Source organism: Bacillus sp. JK74, assembly GCF_053663395.1.
Map to the genome: position 1 here is coordinate 270645 of NZ_JBSJQB010000001.1, position 17230 is coordinate 287874.

Consider the following 17230-nt stretch of genomic DNA (forward strand, 5'->3'; position numbering starts at 1 on the left):
GCTAATACTCTTCACTAACTTCAAGTATAAACCGAAAAATTTAAACAATTTCATTTAAAATCTAAACAGAAGTCCATGTACGAGACTGAAGAAAATACTCCGCAATTCGATCCCTATCTTTCATTTCATTCTGAAAACAATTAAAACAAAGAGCATAGTAATTCTGTTGGCTTTATCTCTATTCTTTACTGTATTTCCTGGACAGCTTTTTTGCCAAAATTATACAAACGGATAATACAAAATAATAGGATAAAGCAAAAGCAGCACATCTTTTAGATTATCCTTTTTAAGTATTGAATGAGTAGTAAGAGAAATTAAAATGAACAGGCAGGAATTTAGATAGGAGGAGGTATGGCATTAACACGAAAGCCATCTTCCTTTCAGCACAAAGGGAGAAAACGAAGAATTTTAAAAAGTGTTACCAAAATGTTACCGCAGTGCCATCGAAAGCTTTGAAAGCCTTGATAACACTGCGGTTTCGGCGTTATGTATGGAGACGGTGGGAGTCGAACCCACGTCCAGAAACATCGATTACTTAAGCGTCTACGAGCGTAGCCTGCATATTTCGTGTTTCACTCGTCTTCATGCCTGCGGGCGGGCCTTCCGAGAGCTAGTCTGTCAGTCTCTTCTTACGTTCTCAGACGGGAACGCAAGCGTAGCCTACTTGGATGTGCTCTTCACGGACACATAGGCAATGTCAGGAAGAGCTCGCTGCGTTTATTAGGCAGCTAGTGCTAAGTTTTGGTTAAAACTTTTAGTTTTGCCAGTTATATTTAGGTGCGTGTTAACGAGATCGCCTCTCGGCTCGCAGCTCAAGCTCGATCCATCCCTGTCGAATCCGTAACGTCCCCTTGTTAAGGGTATACGGGAGATCTATCAAGCTCTTGCTCAACTGGCTGTACTGTTATTATACCATGATCACAGGCAAATTCAATTGGGAATATCTTCAATAAACAGCCTGTGAATCTGATGTGTGAACAGTATAGCACAGGGCATATCATCACATCAAGGCTCAGGCATCAGAAGCCTTTTTGTCTGTCTCTGAACGCTCTTTCGATTTCTCTTTTGGCGTCTTTTCGTTTTAAATCTTCACGTTTATCGTATGTTTTCTTCCCTTTTCCGAGGCCGATTAATACTTTGGCGAAGCCGTTTTTCAAGTACAGCTTCAGCGGCACGAGGGAATAGCCTTTCTCTTTCGTCAGGCCGATCAGCTTATTGATTTCTTTCCGGTGCATCAAAAGCTTTCTCGTCCGGAGCGGGTCGTGGTTATAGCGGTTTCCCTGCTCGTACGGGCTGATGTGCATGTTGTGGAGGAACACTTCGCCGCGCTCGATTTTCGCAAAGGAATCCTTCATGTTTACGCGGCCGGCGCGGATGGACTTAATCTCCGTTCCCTGCAGCACGATGCCTGTTTCATAGGTTTCTTCTATAAAGTAGTCATGATTTGCTTTTTTGTTTTGCGATAATACTTTGCCTGATCCTTTTGGCATGCCTTATCCTCCTCTCTCCGCAAAAACCGTTCATGTGTGCGATACGCTTTATTTTAGCAAATGGATCGTTCCGCGACAATGAAAATGCGGCTTGCGAAAGAAAGCAAACAGAGCATTATGCCCCATTTGCTTTTCGCATTTACTTCTTCTTTTTGCGTTTTTGTTTCGGCGCGTTTTGGAAACCGCGTTTTTTCTTTTTCTTCTTCGGTTTTGTAAACCATTCCCCTTTTTCCTCCGATTTCGGCGGTGAAGCCGGGGTATTGCTGTTTAACACGCGTTTCCGCGCCGGTCTGCCTCGTTTTCTGCGGTCGCCTGTTGTTTCTCTCGGACGGCGGGTGCCTTTCATGCCGACAATTTCAAAGTCGATGTTTCTCTCATCTTTATTGACGTCGACGACTTTGACCGTGATTTCGTCTCCGATGCGGTAAACGTTGCCCGTGCGTTCACCGATCATGGCGAAATGCTGCTCGTCAAAACGGTAATAATCATCCGTCATAAAGCTGACGTGCACAAGCCCTTCAATCGTATTCGGCAGCTCGACGAACATTCCGAAATTCGTGACGGAACTGATCATGCCGTCAAATTCCTCGCCGATTTTATCAAGCATATATTCCGCTTTTTTCAGATCGTCCGTTTCCCGCTCGGCGTCAACGGCGCGCCGTTCCATCGTTGACGTATGATCAGCGATTTCCGGAAGGCGTTCGGCCCACTTTTCCTGAGTTGCTTCGTCCGATTGTCCGTTGATCAAATACGTTCTGATCAGCCTGTGAACGATTAAGTCAGGATAACGGCGGATCGGCGATGTGAAGTGCGTATAAAATTCAGTCGCCAGCCCGAAATGGCCCAGGCTTTGCGGATCGTATTTCGCCTGCTTCATGGAACGGAGCATAACCGTTGAAATCACCGTTTCTTCCGGACGGTCCCGCACTTCATCAAGAATGCTTTGCAGCGCGCGCGGATGAATGTCTCCGGCTTTCCCTTTGACGATATAACCGAATGTCGTCACGAACTCCAGAAACTTTTGCAGTTTTTCGGCGTTCGGCTCTTCGTGAATCCGGTAAATAAACGGCACGTTCATCCAATGGAAGTGTTCGGCCACCGTTTCGTTTGCCACAAGCATAAATTCTTCAATCAGCTTTTCCGCTACTGAGCGCTCTCTGATGACGACGTCTTTTACGGCGCCTTCCTCATCGACGAGCACCTTCGCCTCTTTGAAATCAAAATCCACGGCGCCGCGGTCCATCCGTTTCGCCCGGAGAATTTCCGCCAGACGTTCCATGTCTTTGAACATCGGGACGAGCGGCTCATATCTTTCTTTCAGCTCGGCGTCGTCTTCTGTGAGAATCCGGTTGACATCTGAATAGGTCATTCTTTCCGTCGTTTTAATGACGCTTTGGAAGATCTCGTGCTCTGTCACCTGTCCCTGCTGGTTGATTGTCATTTCGCAGGAAAGCGTCAGCCGGTCGACCTTCGGATTTAAAGAACAGATTCCGTTAGACAGTCTGTGCGGGATCATCGGAATGACCCGGTCAACCAAGTACACGCTTGTCCCTCTTTCCAGCGCTTCTTTGTCAATCGGGGAATTCTCCGTGACGTAATGGCTGACATCGGCAATATGGACGCCGAGCTTGTAGCTGCCGTTATCAAGCTTTGTCACGGTGACGGCGTCATCCAGATCCTTCGCATCGGCGCCGTCAATGGTGACGATGACCTGATCGCGGAGATCACGGCGGTCTTTGATGTCTTTTTCATCGATGGTATCGGGCGTGCTTGTTGCCTGCTCCATCGCTTCAGCCGGAAAATCTCCCGGCAGGCCGTGCTTATGGATGATGGATAAAATATCGATGCCCGGATCATTTTTATGGCCGAGTATTTCAACGATTTCTCCTTCGGCGTTCATTCTGCCTTCAGGGTAGCTTGTCAGTTTGACGACGACTTTATGGCCTTCCGCAGCGCCGTTATTGGCATGTTTCGGAATAAAAATATCACTCGTGATTTTCTTATCATCCGGGATGACAAAGCCGAAGCTTTTCGTTTCTGTGTATGTGCCCACGACGCGGTCGATACTTCTTTCCAGGATGCGGATGACCGTGCCTTCCTGTCTCGATCCGCTTGACTGGGAATTGAGCCGCACCATGACGATATCGCCGTTCATGGCCGTATTCAGCTCGTTCGGCGGAATAAACACGTCGCTTAAAGAGGTATCCTCCGGCAGCAGAAACGCGAAGCCCTTCGCATGCGCGGAAATTTTTCCTTTTACTAAATTCATTTTTTCCGGAAGCCCGTAGCGGTTGCTTCTGGTGCGGACGATCTGTCCGGTCTCCTCGAGCGCCACCAGCGCTTTTACCAGCTCTTTAAATTCATCGGCTTCCTTGATGTTCAGCATCTCCTCAAGTTCCTGAACGGTAAGGGGCTTGTACGCCTCTTCCTTCATAAACGCGAGAAGACGGTCCATAAACGCTTCTTTTTCCATTATCCGACCTCCTGTTTGTTACCAATCGAGTTTCTCTAAAAATTCGTACACATCCTGATGAACGAGGTCCCGTTCTTTGTCGAGCGTAATGACATGTCCTGACTCTTCATACCATTTCAGCTGTTTGTCGTCCGTTTCCACCTCGTTGTAAATGATGTCTGCACTGTCTGTGTTAATCATATGGTCATGCCGTGCCTGAACAACAAATGTCGGGGAATAGATCATGTCGACGTTTTTGCGCACATCGGCAATCAGCTCCTGAAGCGATTTGAGCGTATTCATCGGCGTTTTTTCAAACTCCTTCATTTCCTTTTCAATCTGCTCCGGCTGTTTTCCTTCGAATTTTTTATAATTGCGCGCGTAGGAGAGAACTCCTTCGTACATAACCTCTTCACTTTTAATGTGCATCGGCGCACACATAGGAACAATTCCCTTTATGGGTACAGTGTAACCCAATTTCAATGAAAAAACCCCGCCAAGCGACAGTCCGCACGCCGCAATGTTTTCATAGCCTTCAGACCGTAAATACTCATAACCGTCCATGACGTCTTTCCACCAATCTTCAGGTCCCGTATGTACCAGCTCTTCCGGCGGAACGCCGTGCCCTTTATATTGAGGCGCGTGACAAGTGTAGCCGCGCTCATTCAAGTAGCGGCCGAGCATTCTGACGTCTGCCGTATTTCCCGTAAATCCGTGCAGCAGAAGCACCGCTTTGTCTCCGCCTTTAAATGTAAATGGTTTTGGTGTCACAATTTTCATGCTCATAACCCCTTTTTTGCACATTCAATTTAGTTTTCCACAGTTTTGCGAGAAACAAACGCCGTCTCTCAACAAGAAAAAGGCCTGATATTAAATCAGACCTTATACAAACATTGCCTTATACGATATACGCTAGCGAAATCGTCAACACGAAAAACAAGACTGCCAGCACAACGGTTGTGCGGTGAAGAATCAGATCAAGGCCCCTTGCTTTCTGTTTTCCGAAAAGCTGCTCCGCCCCGCCTGAAATTGCACCCGATAAACCGGCGCTTTTGCTGGTTTGAAGCAATACGACAATAATAAGTGCAATACTGACGATAACCAATAAGGTAATCAATAATGTGTGCATCCCATACACCTCCAGACTGACTGGCCTACATTGCTTCTATTTTACATGAAAAACAAAGGCATGTCACGCCGTATCGGTGCACATCATGTCAGAAAAACGGAAATGCGTTTGAATCTTCCATCATTATTGACTTTTGTCAACAAAGTCGTAGTAAAAAAGATCTTCAAATTTCATGTCAAAGTAATAGAGCATTTTTCCGATGACCAGCTGGCCCGGCCTCCGCTCTCCATTCAGTACACGGCTCAGTGTGGCGGGAGATATTCCGATCTCCAGGGCGAGCTGGTTTAACGAGTAGTCATTATTGACCATATACTGCAGCACATAATCTCTTCTGATCTGTATCTTTTCGACCACTTTCTTCACCTTCCGTTCTGTTAAATACTTTCTTTCTTATACATAAGATACGGCTTTTGTTAACTTTTGTCAATACTTTTCCAGCCTGGCTATTCCCTTTAGTCAATAAACATACTAGAATATAAATAGACCGCGGGAGGGGGAGAGACTGTGGAAAGCTTCGGGAAACAATTGCGGACATTACGGGAAAAAAGGCATCTGACAGTGAATCAGCTGGCAACGTATTCAGGCGTCAGCGCCGCGGGAATCTCGCGGATTGAAAACGGCAAACGCGGGGTGCCAAAACCTGCAACCATTAAAAAGCTCGCAGATGCGTTAAAAATCCCGTATGAGGAACTGATGCAGACGGCGGGATACATAGAGACCGTCCAGGAAACGAGAGCCCCGTACGACACGGGCTGCACCTTGCTGGAAAAAGCCGAAACGTATGAGCTGCATGATTTATCCCTTTTGGAGCGGGAGAACTGGCGGCACCTGTCGAAAGAAGACTTGGTTCTGCTTGATAAATACTTTGCGTTCTTAGCGGCGGAAGCCAAAAAAAGAACAAATGAAGACTCATGACTTTGCACATGTGAGGCGATCTTATTGAACACATTCGGAAAGCAATTAAGAGAGCTGCGCCGCGCCCGGAAGCTTACCGTCAATCAGCTTGCCGTCTATTCCGGCGTCAGCTCGGCGACCATTTCCAGAATTGAAAACGGGCACCGCGGCATTCCTAAACCCGCGACCATCAGAAAATTGGCGGACACATTAAAAATCCCGTACGAGGAGTTAATGGCGCGGGCCGGACACATCAAGGCATTTCAGGAGGAAATCCGTGAAACCTCCGAAAGCTATCAATCCATCTGCGCCATCTATCAGACCGCCGTTGACAGAGGCGCGGAGCATCTGCCGCTGTTTGACAGCAAAAAGTGGCAGCACTTCACAAAAGAAGATATTGAAAGCGTCAGCAAGTACTTTGATTTTATTGCGGCTGAAGCGAAAAAACGCTCCCCGGATTCCTCTTCCTCTTTTTGATCCTCTCCTCAACTTAACAAGCGCCAGACGTACGTTCCCTCCGATTTTGCGGTATAATAGCAGAAGACGAGGTGAAAAAGCATGAACCAATCAGAAATGTGCCCCAGATTCGAAAAAGCGGTCGACATCCTAAGTAAACGCTGGGTGGCTCTAATCGTCTTTCAGTTATTGAACGGACAGCAGCGATTTAGCGAAATTGAAGCGGCGCTTCCGAATTTAAGCGGAAGAGTCTTGTCAGAACGTCTGAAAGAACTTGAAACAGAAGGTGTCATCAAACGGGATGTTATCCCCGAAACGCCTGTCCGCATTGAGTATTCTTTAACGGAAAAAGGCTGCGCATTAGCCCCTATTTTAGAGGAAATTTCCAAGTGGTCTTCAACATGGATTGATCCTTCCTGATAAACTCTTTTCCGCATAAGCGGCTGATCTCTCAAACGGACAGCCGTTTTTATTTTTGCTTTTTCTTAAACAGAAAAACAAGCCCTCAGGCGTGCAGGGCTTGTTTTTGTCTGACGCCTTCCAGCGGAATTCGAATCTCCGCCCGGGCTCCTCCAGACTCCTGATTTTCAAGTATTAATTCGCCGTGATGAAGATGTACGACGTGATGGGCGAATGTAAGCCCCATGCCGTGATGCCCCGCCGAATGTCTGCTTTTATCCTCCGTGTAAAAAAGCTGTGTCGCTCTTTTCAGCGCTTCCGGCGAGAACCCGCTTCCGCTGTCGGATACGGCAAGCTGGAGGGCGGAATCGGTGCACAGGACGTCCACGCGGATTTCCCCTCCTTCCGGCGTATAGTCGACGGCATTTGCCGCGATATTCATGACCGCCCTGTGGAGCAGCTCATGATCGATCGGCGCTTCTTTTCGGTCAATGCCCCGCTCACTGAGGACGAGATCAATCTGTTTCGGCCCCGCAAGCGCCGCTGCGTCACGATATATGTTTTGAGCCCACTCTTTGAGATCGGTATATTCCAGATGAACGGCAACTGCCTCCTCCGCTTTAGAAAGCTGAATCAGCTGCCCGACATATTGCTCGATTTTGTTTCCGGCATCAAGGATATACTGCGTGTATTCCGTCTGCTCTTCATCAGGTTCTGTTAACTGAAGCAGCTCGGCATTTCCTTTAATGATCGTTGCCGGAATTTTAATATCATGCGCAAGCGCGCCGATCTGTTCCTTCTTTATCCGCTCCGCCTCCCATTGCGCCGCCAGAGATGCCTGAAGCGCGTCTTTCATTTTCAGCAGAGAGTCAATGACATCGTCAAATTCCTTTATACGCGACCTTTTTGGATTGATATTTAAATTCTGTTTTTGAATGCTTGCCGTAATGGAGCTGAGTGTGCTGAAATGCCGTCTCAGCTGATTGGCGAAACGCGTCGTCACGATAAACACAGTTAAAAGAAGCAAAGAGATCAGAATCGTAAGACCCGTCCATTCATAATTCGGCAGATAGCGCCTTAACAGCGGCGACTGAAATTCCGACCTGAGTGAATATTGGAGAACGCCGTATTCATCTTTCCGATTTATCACCATGAATCCTTTTTGAGCATAATTAAAATACGGCTGATGCTGAATCTTTTTTCTGGCGTTGGCCGCATCTTGTTCCGTCATCGTTCCTTTTGTCATCCGCTTTGTTTTTTTATCAAAAACGGCGTATGTCATACCTGCGGGGATCATGTCTTCTGTTATCTTTTCCGCTGATTTCAGGCGGGGTTTGATCTGTTCCGCCTCATGTTCGCTGTAGTTTGCGGGCAGGATCGCTCCGGCATTCATGGCAATGGCATTTAAGGCGACGCATAATGCCGCCACTCCCATCGTGCTCAGACACAAAGTGATGGTAAATTTGACAAGCTCTTTGCGGATGCTGGATTTTCCTTTTGCTATTCCCATTTGTATCCGACACCCCACACCGTTTTGATCGGATCAGCCCCGTGTTCTTTACATTTTTTCCGGATGGTTCTGATAAACTCCGTAATGGTTGAATAGAGCGCATCGCCGTCCAAGCCGTACACTTCCTCGTAAATCTGCTCCCGTGAGAATGTTCTGTTTTTATGCTGTGCCAGAAATTCAACGATTTTATATTCGTTTTTCGTAAGAGGCAGTTTCCGGTCATCCATCCATACTTCTTTACTGTCAAAATCAAACATGAAGCCTGATATCAGCCGTTTCGTCTGATGCTTTTCCCGCCGTTCCCTTCTGACATGCGCGTTTACCCTTGCCATCAATTCCTGTACGCCGAACGGCTTTGTGATGTAATCATCAGCGCCTGTCATGAGGCCTTTCACAATGGATTCTTCGTCAGACTTTGCCGTTAAAAACAGGATCGGGCTGTCCACCAGCGGCCGAATCCGCCGGCAGAGTTCAATCCCGTCCGTTCCGGGCATCATGACATCAAGAAGAATCAAATCATAGCCTTGAAAAAAATCCAATGACTGATCTTCCGCTTTTTCGAGAATCGTTACTGTATGCTGATCACGCTGTAAAATGTTTCTGATCAGAACGAGAATATCTTTTTCATCATCAATTGCTAAAATGTTTGCCACCGGCCGAATCGCTCCTTGCCTTTATTCATATGAACGCCGCCCTTCCCATCTTCTGCACCAATAGAGGCCGGCCAGACATAATATCACTATAGAAAAATATAACATTATTTCTCCGAATCTCATATCGTATCTTACATAAGGGAGGAACTCTTTTTTGACTTTGTCAAAATGCAGCAGTCCTGCAAGGCCTGAAAGCCGCACGCTCCATGCCCACGGGAAAAAACGCCAGATGATATCGCCAAGTCCCGTATTCATGAGCGCCGCCATTAATAATCCCGCACCCCCTAAAAGCCCGGACGGTCCCATGCCGTACTGTATGCCGACAAAAAAAGAAATCATATAAAGCGGAATACTGCCGGCAATCAGCCACGCCCCTCCTTTTAAAAAGAGAAGATACGGGAGATCATTGATGTGAAGAACAAATTTCAACCCCGCCAAATAAAGACAGATGGCGAGACCTGCCGATAACACATTCAATAGGAGCAGCAAAAGCAGCTTGCCCGCAAAACTGACGATTTTCGAATGCGGAACCGCCAGCATCATCTGAAAATAACCCGCCTGTTCCTCGACGGAGGCAGACATGCCGCAGACAATACTGATGATTAAAGGGTATAAAACGGCAATCACGTTGAAGAAGACGCTGTACAGCACATAAGGCTCCTGAATCCTTCCATACATCATATATAACAGGAAAAATCCCGCGCATAAAACCGGCGCCGCAACATGCATCCATATGAACGGCGTGCGCTTCATTTTTAATACATCGGCCCACATATATCGTAAAAGCACGGTCATGACCGGTTTCCCCCTTTTGAAAAAGACACTGCGGAAATCAAACTTATTGCGATAAAAGAAAGGATAGAAAGAATAATAGCCGGAAAGATCACGTTTCCGTTTAATAAGCCGCTGTCTGCGGGAAGCGGAATTCCGTTCGGATGGACCCCGAGAATCGGTGACATCACCCGGACTGACCAGCTCCATGGGCTCAGCCACCACAATGAGCCGGACGCCGGCACAATGCCTAAAACAAAGGCGGCGATCATATTCACGAGAATGACTGCCGTAAATCCGAACTGCCTGGCAATCCATAAGCACAATGGAATTTCCCAAAGCGTCGTCAGCCATAAAAGGAAGCCTGCTTCAACGCCTTTCAGCTGCAGCGCAGCAATTGCCGGAAATACAAGGCCAAGTAAAAACATGATGATGAAAAAGACGATTTGCGACAGGAGTGAATACAGCGCGATCAAGCTTATTTTTGAGAGCCATATGCTTTTTAAATCTGCCGGCAATGAGTACACCGCGCGGTCATTCGCAGATTTTTTCTCTTTTTTAACAGATAAACCGCACATTAGAGCAATCATGAGCGGCATGAAAATAACCGCCCACCAATTGAACGTGCCCGTCATAAAATAAGCCGTATTCAGCAGAAAAGAAAAAGCCGTGTTCAGAAGCGGGATCAGAATGATCAGCTTTCTGATAAATGTTCTTTTAGATGTAAGGTGTTCCGCCTGCATGTACTGAATCATTTCCCATTCCCCGCTTTCTCGCGTGTTGATTTGACAACCTCCAGAAACAGCCGCTCCAGATCGTCTTCCCGGCTGATTTCTCCCTGATATCCTAAAACGCCGTCACTGATGATTCCGATATGGTCTGCGATCTGCTCGACTTCTGATAACAGGTGGCTTGATAAAATAACCGTCATTCCCTGTCCGGGCAGGGAGCGGATAAATTCCCGCAAATCCTGAATCCCCATCGGGTCCAATCCGTTTGTCGGCTCATCAAGAATTAAGAGCGACGGACGGTTTAATAATGCTAACGCAATGCCGAGACGCTGTTTCATTCCCATGGAAAATTGTCCGGCGCGCTTTTTTCCGGTTCCCGTTAATCCCGTGATTTCCAGCACTTCCGCAATTCTTGAATCAGGCAGCCCGAGCATCACGCAGCGGACTTTCAGATTTTCAGCGGCTGTCAGGTTGCTGTAAAGCGGCGGCGCTTCAATCAGGGAACCGATGCTTTTCAAATCTTCGCGCTTCCATGTATGTCCGTCGAACAGAACCTCGCCGGATGTTTGCTGCAGCATGCCGGTCAATATTTTGAGAGTCGTCGATTTTCCCGCGCCGTTCGGACCGAGCAGGCCGTATATACTGTTGCGTTTAACCGATAGAGACACATCAGCCACTGCCTGTTGTCTGCCGAATGATTTTTGCAGCCGTCTCGTTTCTAAGATGTTGCTCATATGATTACCCCTCTGCTTTGTTATTTGATATGTAAGACTTTACAGCGCAGTTATCAAAATTTAATCAAGAAATCAAAAAAAGCATCCTTCACGCGGAAGAATGCTTTTTTTCATGAGGCTGAGCGTACGATCAGCTTTCTTTTTTGTTTTTTCACCGGGCTTAGGGCTCGCTCCAGCCACGCCATCAGCAGGTCTGCGGCCACCGCCATCAGCGCGGTCGGGATGGCGCCCGCCAGAATAATGGCGGTTCCGTTTGTCGCGTTCGATCCTCTGACGATCATATCGCCGAGGCCGCCCGCCCCGACGAAGGTGCCGATCGCCGTGATGCCGATGGCAATGACGAGCGCCGTTCGGAGACCCGCCATAATGACGGAAAGCGCAAGCGGCAGCTCCACCATACGAAGGATTTGGTATTTCGTCATGCCCATCGCTTTTCCCGACTCGAGATAAGCGTGCTCGATATTAATAATGCCCGTGTGCGTATTTCTGAGAATCGGCAGCAGTGAATACAAAAACAAAGCCGTGATAACCGTATTGGCGCCGAGTCCCATGACAAGCATCAGGACGGCGAGCATCGCAAGCGCCGGAACGGTTTGAATCACGTTCGCCACAGCAAACACCCAGCCGGCGAGACGCCCGTGCCTGGCTGTCACAATTCCGGCCGGAATGGCGAAAGCGGCAGCGAAAACGACGCCGTACGCCGACATGAGAAAGTGCCGCCAGCACTCATCCAGAACATAGCTGCCGTTTTGAGCGTAATACGTAAACAGCTCTTTCATCGTGTCCATCCGCACATCTCCTTTCCGTTATTCAAAGTAATGATGTTTTTCTAAATATTCCTTGGCCACGACGGACGGCTCTTTTAATCGGCCGTCAACTTCGTAATTCATTTTCTGCATCATCTTTGTATCAATCGCGCCGATCATTTGATTGATCACGCCCTCCAGTTCGGGATGCTCTTTTAATACATGATCCGGAACGACGGGTGAACAGTCATACGGAGGAAAGAAACGCTTATCATCCTTCAGCGTTTTCAGTCCGTAAGCGATGATTCTTCCGTCGGTGGAATAAGCGAGCGCGATATCCATCTTTCTGCTTTTCAGCGCGTCGTATACGAGGCCGATCTGCATTGGATACGTGCCTTCAAATGACATTCCGTATGTTTTCATAAAATCCTGATATCCGTTGCCTCTCAGCTTCATCCAATAGTTATCTACGCCGAATTTCAGATGAGACGCTTCTTTTTTGACATCGGATACCGTTTCTAAATGATACTTTCGGGCAAGCTGTCCGGAAACGGTAAAGACGTATGTATTATCAAAACCGTAAGAATCAAACCATTTCATGTCATATCTGTTTTGAAATTCACGCTGAACGAGCCGCAGCGCTTTGTCCGGGTCTTTTTCCGGCTCCATGCGAAGCGTCCCGGTCAGCGCGTCTCCTGTATAGCGCGTCGCGGCGATATCAATATCACCGTTGATCAAGGATTGCTGCTGTACGGCGTTGGAGCCGAGATTTTTAATAACGGATGTTTTCAACCCGCTGTGATGTTCGATCATCTGTCCGAGCATGCTTGCGATGATTTCCGATTCGGTCATGCTTTGCGCGCCGATTTTAATGGTGTCCTCCGATGCGGCGCTCAATCCCGGGAGCGAGCATCCGCCAAGGAGCAGCATGCCGAGACAGGTGATTGCGAGCAGCCGTTTTTTGCATCTATTCCCCATGTGAGACCTCCTCCTTATGAAGCGTCCTTTATGCTTTTCAGCCCGTCAGGCGTGACTTTCCGTTCTGTCATCCCCAGCATGTAATCGACGGCGGCCGCCAGCATCGTGACCGGAACGGCGCCTGCGATAATATACTCCGGCTGATAAAGGTTCAAGCCGATAAAAATGTAATCTCCCAGCCCGCCTCCGCCGATAAAGGAGGCGAGCGTCGCCCAGCCGATTAAATAAATCGAAGACGTTCTGATGCCCGCCATGATGACCGGAGCGGCAAGCGGGAGCTCTACAAGCCTGATCTGCTCCCATGCCGTCATGCCGATTCCTTTTCCCGATTCCAGAAGATGCCGATTGACGCCGAGAATCCCCGTATACGTGTTTCTGAGAATCGGCAGCATGGAATAGAAAAACAGCGCCGCAACGGCCGGGACCTTTCCTACGCCTAAAAGCGGAATAAAAAACGCAAGAATGGCAAGACTCGGCAAGGTTTGAATGATGTTGACGATGCCGATGACGGCGCCGGCTCCTCTTTTCATCCTCGTCAGCAGGACGCCGAGCGGAACGGCGGCGAGAATGCCCGCCATGACGGCGATTAATGAGATGTACAGATGCTCCCATGTTTTATAAAGCATCTCTCCTCCATTTGCCTGTAAAAATTGTACGGTCTGATTCATATCAATGGAAGCCTCCTCATGACATCACCGCGAGCTGATTCTCTTCTCCCCAGATGGAGTCATAGACGATGTCAACGAGGCTTGCCCTTGTCACGATTCCCGTTAGCCGGCCGTCCTCATCAAGGACCGGCACAAATTTCACGCCTCTTTTTAAAATTTTATGGACGGCGTCGCGAAGCAGAGTGCCGCTTCTGACCGTGTACAGATCCCGTTCAAGCACTTCCGCGACGGTTACCGCTTGTCTTCGTTTGCGGTCAATCATCTCCACATCGACATAACCTTGGAGAACGTTCTTTTCATCAATGACGAGCAGCGAATCCACCCGCTCGGCATGCATCAGCTGAATGGCGGCTGACAGTGTTTTCTCAGGTGTTACCGTCACGGGATCGGGATTCATGATCTGCTCCACCCGTTCAATATCAGGGCTGGATGATTGAATCAGCCGTTCCTTGCCGATAAACTCCTCAACAAATTCATTCGCCGGAAATCTGAGAATCTCATCAGGCGTTCCGGCCTGGACGATTTCTCCCGCTTTCAGAATGACGATTCTGTCCGCAAGCTTGATGGCTTCGTCCATATCATGGGTAACAAATACGATGGTTTTATGTAAGGTTTTTTGCAGTTTTTTAAATTCTTCCTGAAGGGAATCTCTCGTAATCGGGTCAAGCGCCCCGAACGGTTCATCCATTAAGATAAGCGGCGGCTCTGCGGCAAGTGCCCGTAATACACCTATTCGCTGCTGCTGTCCTCCGCTCAGTTCATGAGGGTAACGGTCTAAATATTCAGGCCCCATATCAACGAGCTTTAAAAGCTCCCGCGCCCGTTCCTTCCGTTTTTCGGCAGAATGCTTTAAAAGCTTCGGAACGAGCGTAATGTTCTGCTGAATGGTCATATGCGGAAACAGCCCGATCTGCTGGATGACATAGCCGATGCTTCTTCTGAGTTCCACCGGGTCTTGTTCCATAATGTTTCGGCCCTCTATCAGGATTCTGCCTTCTGTCGGTTCAATTAAGCGGTTGATCATTTTCATCGTCGTCGTTTTGCCGCAGCCGCTCGGTCCGATAAAACAAATAAATTCGCCTTTGTCGATATTCAGGCTGATGCTGTTGACGGCTTTTTTCCCGCCTTTATACGTTTTCGAGACATTTTCTAATGTCAGCAAACACTCACACCTCCGATATTAAATTTGTTCAAATCGTTAAATTCAAATTTAACTTTTCAGACAATTGAACGTTTCCCATTATAAATTAAACTTTGTAAATTAAAAAGTTTACAATTTGTCCATATTATATATAAAGGTTGTGTAAGCACTGATTTACCCGTATTGACCGGCAAAGTTCTTCTTATTGCTCCGAATTACTGCCAAATTCTCTCGGAAGAGCATTTCCGCCGGTTTAAAAATGTGGTATATTGACATCGGAATTGCTGACTGAAAGGATTGAAACTGTTGGAGAAAGATCCGTTACACGTAATCGAACAAGCTGAAGATCATTTAATAGAACGAATCGCTGAAAATATGCATACATTCGGAATGCCCGCGACGGTGGGGCGCATTTTAGGCATTATTTATATGAACCGCAAGCCGATGACCTTAACTGAATTATCAGAAGCGACCGGCATGAGCAAAACGAGAATGAGCCAGGCGGTCCGTGAAATGCTTGACGTCAATCTGGCGGAAAAAGTGTTTGAAAAAGGCGTCCGCAAAGATTTATACGACGTCGAGCAGGATTACTACCAAACCTTTATTACGCTGTTTACGGCCACATGGAGCAAGGTCGTCAGCAAAAATAAAATGATGCATAAAAAACTGAACCGCGAACTGACGGCCGTCCTTGAAAACGGCGTGCCGGAAGAAGCTGAGGAAAAAATCAACGAACTGCTGAAAGAATTAAAGGATTGGCTTGATTACTACAACTGGATCAGCCGTCTGATTGAGTTTTTTGAAAGCGAAGAAATATTCAAGCATGTTCCGAAGCCATAAGAAAAAAACGCCCTGACCCGCAAGGCGTTTTTTTTCATGCCGCATTCGGCGCTTTGGTTCGTTTTTTCATTCTCACCGGACTCAGCGCCCGCTCCAGCCATGCCATCACAAGATCTGCGATAACGGCCATCAGCGCTGTCGGAATGGCGCCGGCCAAAATAATCGCGGTTCCGTTCGTGGCGTTTGAGCCCCTGACAATGATGTCACCGAGCCCGCCCGCGCCGACAAACGTACCGATTGCCGTAATGCCGATCGCGATGACGAGCGCCGTCCGCAGCCCCGCCATGATGACAGAAAGCGCAAGCGGCAGCTCCACCATGCGGAGCACTTGAAATTTGGTCATGCCCATCGCTTTTCCCGATTCAAGATAAGCGTGTTCAATGCTGGCGATTCCGGTGTACGTATTCCGGATGATCGGAAGAAGCGAATATAAAAACAGCGACAAAATCACCGTATTGGCGCCGAGCCCCATGACGAGCATCAGCACCGCGAGCATCGCAAGCGCCGGCACGGTCTGAATCACGTTTGTCACCGCGAATATCCAGCCGCTTAATGTTCTGTATCTGGCAATGAAGATGCCGAGCGGAATCCCAACGATCGCCGCAAATAAAACGCCGTATACCGACATGAGAAAATGGCGGTAAAACTCCTGAAGCACATAGGCGCCGTTTTGAGAATAATAAGTGCCGAGCTGCTGCAGCACTTCCATTTGCCCCACCTCATTTCTTATTCAAAATAATGATGTTTCTCCAAAAATTCTTTAGCGACGACGGACGGTTCTTTCAGCTTGCCGTCCACCTCGTAATTCAATTCCTGCATCGTTTCCGTATCGATTTTGCCGATCAGTTTATTCACAATGCCCTTCAGTTCAGGATGCTGCTTCAGCACGCTGTCGGGAATGACCGGCGAACAGTCATACGGCGGGAAAAACTGCTTGTCGTCTTTTAAAATTTTCAGATCGTACGCTTTAATCCGTCCGTCCGTTGAATAAGCGAGGACGGCGTCCATTTTCCCGTTTTTCACGGCATCGTATACAAGTCCGATCTGCATCGGATAGGTTGTGCCGAATTCATAGCCGTACGTGTCGGTGAAGCCCTTATAGCCGTCGCCTTTTCTTTTCAGCCACGCATTGTCTACACCGAGCTTAAATTGATCCGCATACTTCTTAATATCGGATACTTTGTCTAAATGGTCTTTTTCCGCAAGCTCTTTCGTGACGGTAAAAGCGTATGTGTTCTCAAATCCGTAAGAATCAAACCATTTGTAATGGAAGCGTTTCTCAAATTCCTTCTGGACGATAGATAATGCTTTTTTCGGGTCTTTTTCCGCTTCCATGCCGAGGGTGCTCGTTAAATCCGTTCCCGAGTAGCGCGTCGCGGCGATATCGATTTCACCGCCGAGCATCGCCTGCTGCTGGACATAGTTCGATCCGAGGTTTTTAATTAATGCCGTATTCAAGTCTGTATTGTGCTCAATCATCTGTGCAATCATATTGGCGATAATTTCTGATTCCGTCATGCTTTGCGCCCCGATTTTAATCGTATCATCGGAAGCCCCGCTCAGGCCGGGAAGGGAACAGCCGCCCAGAAGCAGAGCAGCTGACAGCGCCAGTGCGCACATCCATCTCTTTTGGTTTCT

The 17230-nt window shown here is 47.9% G+C and carries 20 protein-coding genes and 1 other RNA gene; 4 read left to right on the plus strand and 17 right to left on the minus strand.

Annotated elements, in window-relative coordinates; genetic code table 11:
- Positions 1 to 488: 488 nt before the first annotated feature.
- From ssrA to ACWJJ5_RS01440, 6 genes are all read right to left on the minus strand, one after another.
- Positions 489 to 851, minus strand: a transfer-messenger RNA (tmRNA) gene (ssrA, locus tag ACWJJ5_RS01415).
- A 168-nt stretch (positions 852 to 1019) separates the two neighbouring features.
- Positions 1020 to 1490 (minus strand): SsrA-binding protein, encoded by a 471-nt coding sequence (gene smpB, locus ACWJJ5_RS01420; protein ID WP_003151688.1) that lies wholly within the window; start codon positions 1488 to 1490, stop codon positions 1020 to 1022.
- 139 nt (positions 1491 to 1629) lie between these two features.
- Positions 1630 to 3963 carry a ribonuclease R gene (rnr, locus tag ACWJJ5_RS01425; RefSeq protein ID WP_454022130.1) on the minus strand — a complete coding sequence of 778 codons (2334 nt, stop codon included), beginning with the start codon at positions 3961 to 3963 and terminating at the stop codon, positions 1630 to 1632.
- A gap of 18 nt (positions 3964 to 3981) precedes the next feature.
- The gene (locus tag ACWJJ5_RS01430; RefSeq protein ID WP_454022131.1) at positions 3982 to 4722 is read right to left on the minus strand and encodes an alpha/beta hydrolase; all 741 of its coding nucleotides are present in this window, start codon (positions 4720 to 4722) and stop codon (positions 3982 to 3984) included.
- A 118-nt stretch (positions 4723 to 4840) separates the two neighbouring features.
- Positions 4841 to 5071, minus strand: coding sequence for a preprotein translocase subunit SecG (gene secG / locus ACWJJ5_RS01435; RefSeq protein WP_003151681.1), 231 nt, complete (start codon positions 5069 to 5071; stop codon positions 4841 to 4843).
- Positions 5072 to 5194: 123 nt separating this feature from the next.
- Positions 5195 to 5380 (minus strand): helix-turn-helix domain-containing protein, encoded by a 186-nt coding sequence (locus tag ACWJJ5_RS01440; RefSeq protein ID WP_087920807.1) that lies wholly within the window; start codon positions 5378 to 5380, stop codon positions 5195 to 5197.
- A gap of 195 nt (positions 5381 to 5575) precedes the next feature.
- Between ACWJJ5_RS01440 and ACWJJ5_RS01445 the strand changes: the two genes are divergently transcribed.
- From ACWJJ5_RS01445 to ACWJJ5_RS01455, 3 genes are all read left to right on the plus strand, one after another.
- Positions 5576 to 5986, plus strand: coding sequence for a helix-turn-helix domain-containing protein (locus tag ACWJJ5_RS01445; protein WP_014418895.1), 411 nt, complete (start codon positions 5576 to 5578; stop codon positions 5984 to 5986).
- A 24-nt stretch (positions 5987 to 6010) separates the two neighbouring features.
- Positions 6011 to 6442, plus strand: coding sequence for a helix-turn-helix domain-containing protein (locus tag ACWJJ5_RS01450; protein WP_003151674.1), 432 nt, complete (start codon positions 6011 to 6013; stop codon positions 6440 to 6442).
- Between the two features lie 81 nt (positions 6443 to 6523).
- A complete protein-coding gene (locus tag ACWJJ5_RS01455) occupies positions 6524 to 6841 on the plus strand; it encodes a winged helix-turn-helix transcriptional regulator (protein WP_003151672.1) in 318 nt (105 codons plus the stop codon).
- Positions 6842 to 6926: 85 nt separating this feature from the next.
- Here the strand turns inward: ACWJJ5_RS01455 and ACWJJ5_RS01460 are convergent, their stop codons facing one another.
- The 9 genes from ACWJJ5_RS01460 to ACWJJ5_RS01500 form a co-directional block, all read right to left on the minus strand.
- Positions 6927 to 8330, minus strand: coding sequence for a sensor histidine kinase (locus tag ACWJJ5_RS01460; protein ID WP_146275507.1), 1404 nt, complete (start codon positions 8328 to 8330; stop codon positions 6927 to 6929).
- Positions 8321 to 8983 carry a response regulator transcription factor gene (locus ACWJJ5_RS01465; protein ID WP_102422552.1) on the minus strand — a complete coding sequence of 221 codons (663 nt, stop codon included), beginning with the start codon at positions 8981 to 8983 and terminating at the stop codon, positions 8321 to 8323. The genes ACWJJ5_RS01460 and ACWJJ5_RS01465 overlap by 10 nt, the downstream gene beginning before the upstream one ends.
- A 21-nt stretch (positions 8984 to 9004) precedes the next feature.
- Positions 9005 to 9778 (minus strand): lantibiotic immunity ABC transporter MutG family permease subunit, encoded by a 774-nt coding sequence (locus tag ACWJJ5_RS01470; RefSeq protein WP_025853836.1) that lies wholly within the window; start codon positions 9776 to 9778, stop codon positions 9005 to 9007.
- Complete coding sequence (locus ACWJJ5_RS01475) at positions 9775 to 10509, minus strand: lantibiotic immunity ABC transporter MutE/EpiE family permease subunit (protein ID WP_154303070.1); 735 nt, start codon at positions 10507 to 10509, stop codon at positions 9775 to 9777. Before ACWJJ5_RS01475 ends, ACWJJ5_RS01470 begins: the two co-directional genes overlap by 4 nt.
- Positions 10506 to 11219: a lantibiotic protection ABC transporter ATP-binding protein gene (locus tag ACWJJ5_RS01480; protein WP_070082384.1), complete on the minus strand. Its 714-nt coding sequence runs from the start codon at positions 11217 to 11219 to the stop codon at positions 10506 to 10508. The genes ACWJJ5_RS01475 and ACWJJ5_RS01480 overlap by 4 nt, the downstream gene beginning before the upstream one ends.
- A gap of 110 nt (positions 11220 to 11329) precedes the next feature.
- Positions 11330 to 12007, minus strand: coding sequence for an ABC transporter permease (locus ACWJJ5_RS01485; protein WP_172614977.1), 678 nt, complete (start codon positions 12005 to 12007; stop codon positions 11330 to 11332).
- A gap of 18 nt (positions 12008 to 12025) precedes the next feature.
- On the minus strand, positions 12026 to 12943 hold the full coding sequence (locus tag ACWJJ5_RS01490) for an osmoprotectant ABC transporter substrate-binding protein (RefSeq protein ID WP_146275513.1): 918 nt from the start codon (positions 12941 to 12943) through the stop codon (positions 12026 to 12028).
- A gap of 14 nt (positions 12944 to 12957) precedes the next feature.
- On the minus strand, positions 12958 to 13611 hold the full coding sequence (locus tag ACWJJ5_RS01495) for an ABC transporter permease (protein WP_014305838.1): 654 nt from the start codon (positions 13609 to 13611) through the stop codon (positions 12958 to 12960).
- Positions 13612 to 13627: 16 nt separating this feature from the next.
- Positions 13628 to 14773, minus strand: a complete 1146-nt coding sequence (locus ACWJJ5_RS01500; protein WP_454022132.1) for a betaine/proline/choline family ABC transporter ATP-binding protein — start codon at positions 14771 to 14773, stop codon at positions 13628 to 13630.
- Positions 14774 to 15058: 285 nt separating this feature from the next.
- On the opposite strand from ACWJJ5_RS01500, the gene ACWJJ5_RS01505 reads away from it, so the two are divergent.
- On the plus strand, positions 15059 to 15592 hold the full coding sequence (locus ACWJJ5_RS01505) for a GbsR/MarR family transcriptional regulator (protein ID WP_003151660.1): 534 nt from the start codon (positions 15059 to 15061) through the stop codon (positions 15590 to 15592).
- A 34-nt stretch (positions 15593 to 15626) separates the two neighbouring features.
- On the opposite strand, the gene opuCD is transcribed toward ACWJJ5_RS01505, so the two are convergent.
- Together opuCD and opuCC are read right to left on the minus strand one after the other, a co-directional pair.
- On the minus strand, positions 15627 to 16301 hold the full coding sequence (gene opuCD, locus ACWJJ5_RS01510; RefSeq protein ID WP_454022133.1) for a glycine betaine/carnitine/choline/choline sulfate ABC transporter permease OpuCD: 675 nt from the start codon (positions 16299 to 16301) through the stop codon (positions 15627 to 15629).
- A gap of 17 nt (positions 16302 to 16318) precedes the next feature.
- Positions 16319 to 17212: an osmoprotectant ABC transporter substrate-binding lipoprotein OpuCC gene (gene opuCC / locus ACWJJ5_RS01515; protein WP_102422576.1), complete on the minus strand. Its 894-nt coding sequence runs from the start codon at positions 17210 to 17212 to the stop codon at positions 16319 to 16321.
- Between the last annotated feature and the right edge of the window lie 18 nt (positions 17213 to 17230).

Bases quoted from the DNA above. Each gene is read 5' to 3' on its own strand.
- smpB (WP_003151688.1), bottom strand. From the start codon at position 1,490: ATGCCAAAAGGATCAGGCAAAGTATTATCGCAAAACAAAAAAGCAAAT.
- rnr (WP_454022130.1), bottom strand. From the start codon at position 3,963: ATGGAAAAAGAAGCGTTTATGGACCGTCTTCTCGCGTTTATGAAGGAA.
- ACWJJ5_RS01430 (WP_454022131.1), bottom strand. From the start codon at position 4,722: ATGAAAATTGTGACACCAAAACCATTTACATTTAAAGGCGGAGACAAA.
- secG (WP_003151681.1), bottom strand. From the start codon at position 5,071: ATGCACACATTATTGATTACCTTATTGGTTATCGTCAGTATTGCACTT.
- ACWJJ5_RS01440 (WP_087920807.1), bottom strand. From the start codon at position 5,380: ATGGTCAATAATGACTACTCGTTAAACCAGCTCGCCCTGGAGATCGGA.
- ACWJJ5_RS01455 (WP_003151672.1), top strand. From the start codon at position 6,524: ATGAACCAATCAGAAATGTGCCCCAGATTCGAAAAAGCGGTCGACATC.
- ACWJJ5_RS01460 (WP_146275507.1), bottom strand. From the start codon at position 8,330: ATGGGAATAGCAAAAGGAAAATCCAGCATCCGCAAAGAGCTTGTCAAA.
- ACWJJ5_RS01470 (WP_025853836.1), bottom strand. From the start codon at position 9,778: ATGACCGTGCTTTTACGATATATGTGGGCCGATGTATTAAAAATGAAG.
- ACWJJ5_RS01475 (WP_154303070.1), bottom strand. From the start codon at position 10,509: ATGATTCAGTACATGCAGGCGGAACACCTTACATCTAAAAGAACATTT.
- ACWJJ5_RS01480 (WP_070082384.1), bottom strand. From the start codon at position 11,219: ATGAGCAACATCTTAGAAACGAGACGGCTGCAAAAATCATTCGGCAGA.
- ACWJJ5_RS01485 (WP_172614977.1), bottom strand. From the start codon at position 12,007: ATGGACACGATGAAAGAGCTGTTTACGTATTACGCTCAAAACGGCAGC.
- ACWJJ5_RS01490 (WP_146275513.1), bottom strand. From the start codon at position 12,943: ATGGGGAATAGATGCAAAAAACGGCTGCTCGCAATCACCTGTCTCGGC.
- ACWJJ5_RS01495 (WP_014305838.1), bottom strand. From the start codon at position 13,611: ATGAATCAGACCGTACAATTTTTACAGGCAAATGGAGGAGAGATGCTT.
- opuCD (WP_454022133.1), bottom strand. From the start codon at position 16,301: ATGGAAGTGCTGCAGCAGCTCGGCACTTATTATTCTCAAAACGGCGCC.
- opuCC (WP_102422576.1), bottom strand. From the start codon at position 17,212: ATGTGCGCACTGGCGCTGTCAGCTGCTCTGCTTCTGGGCGGCTGTTCC.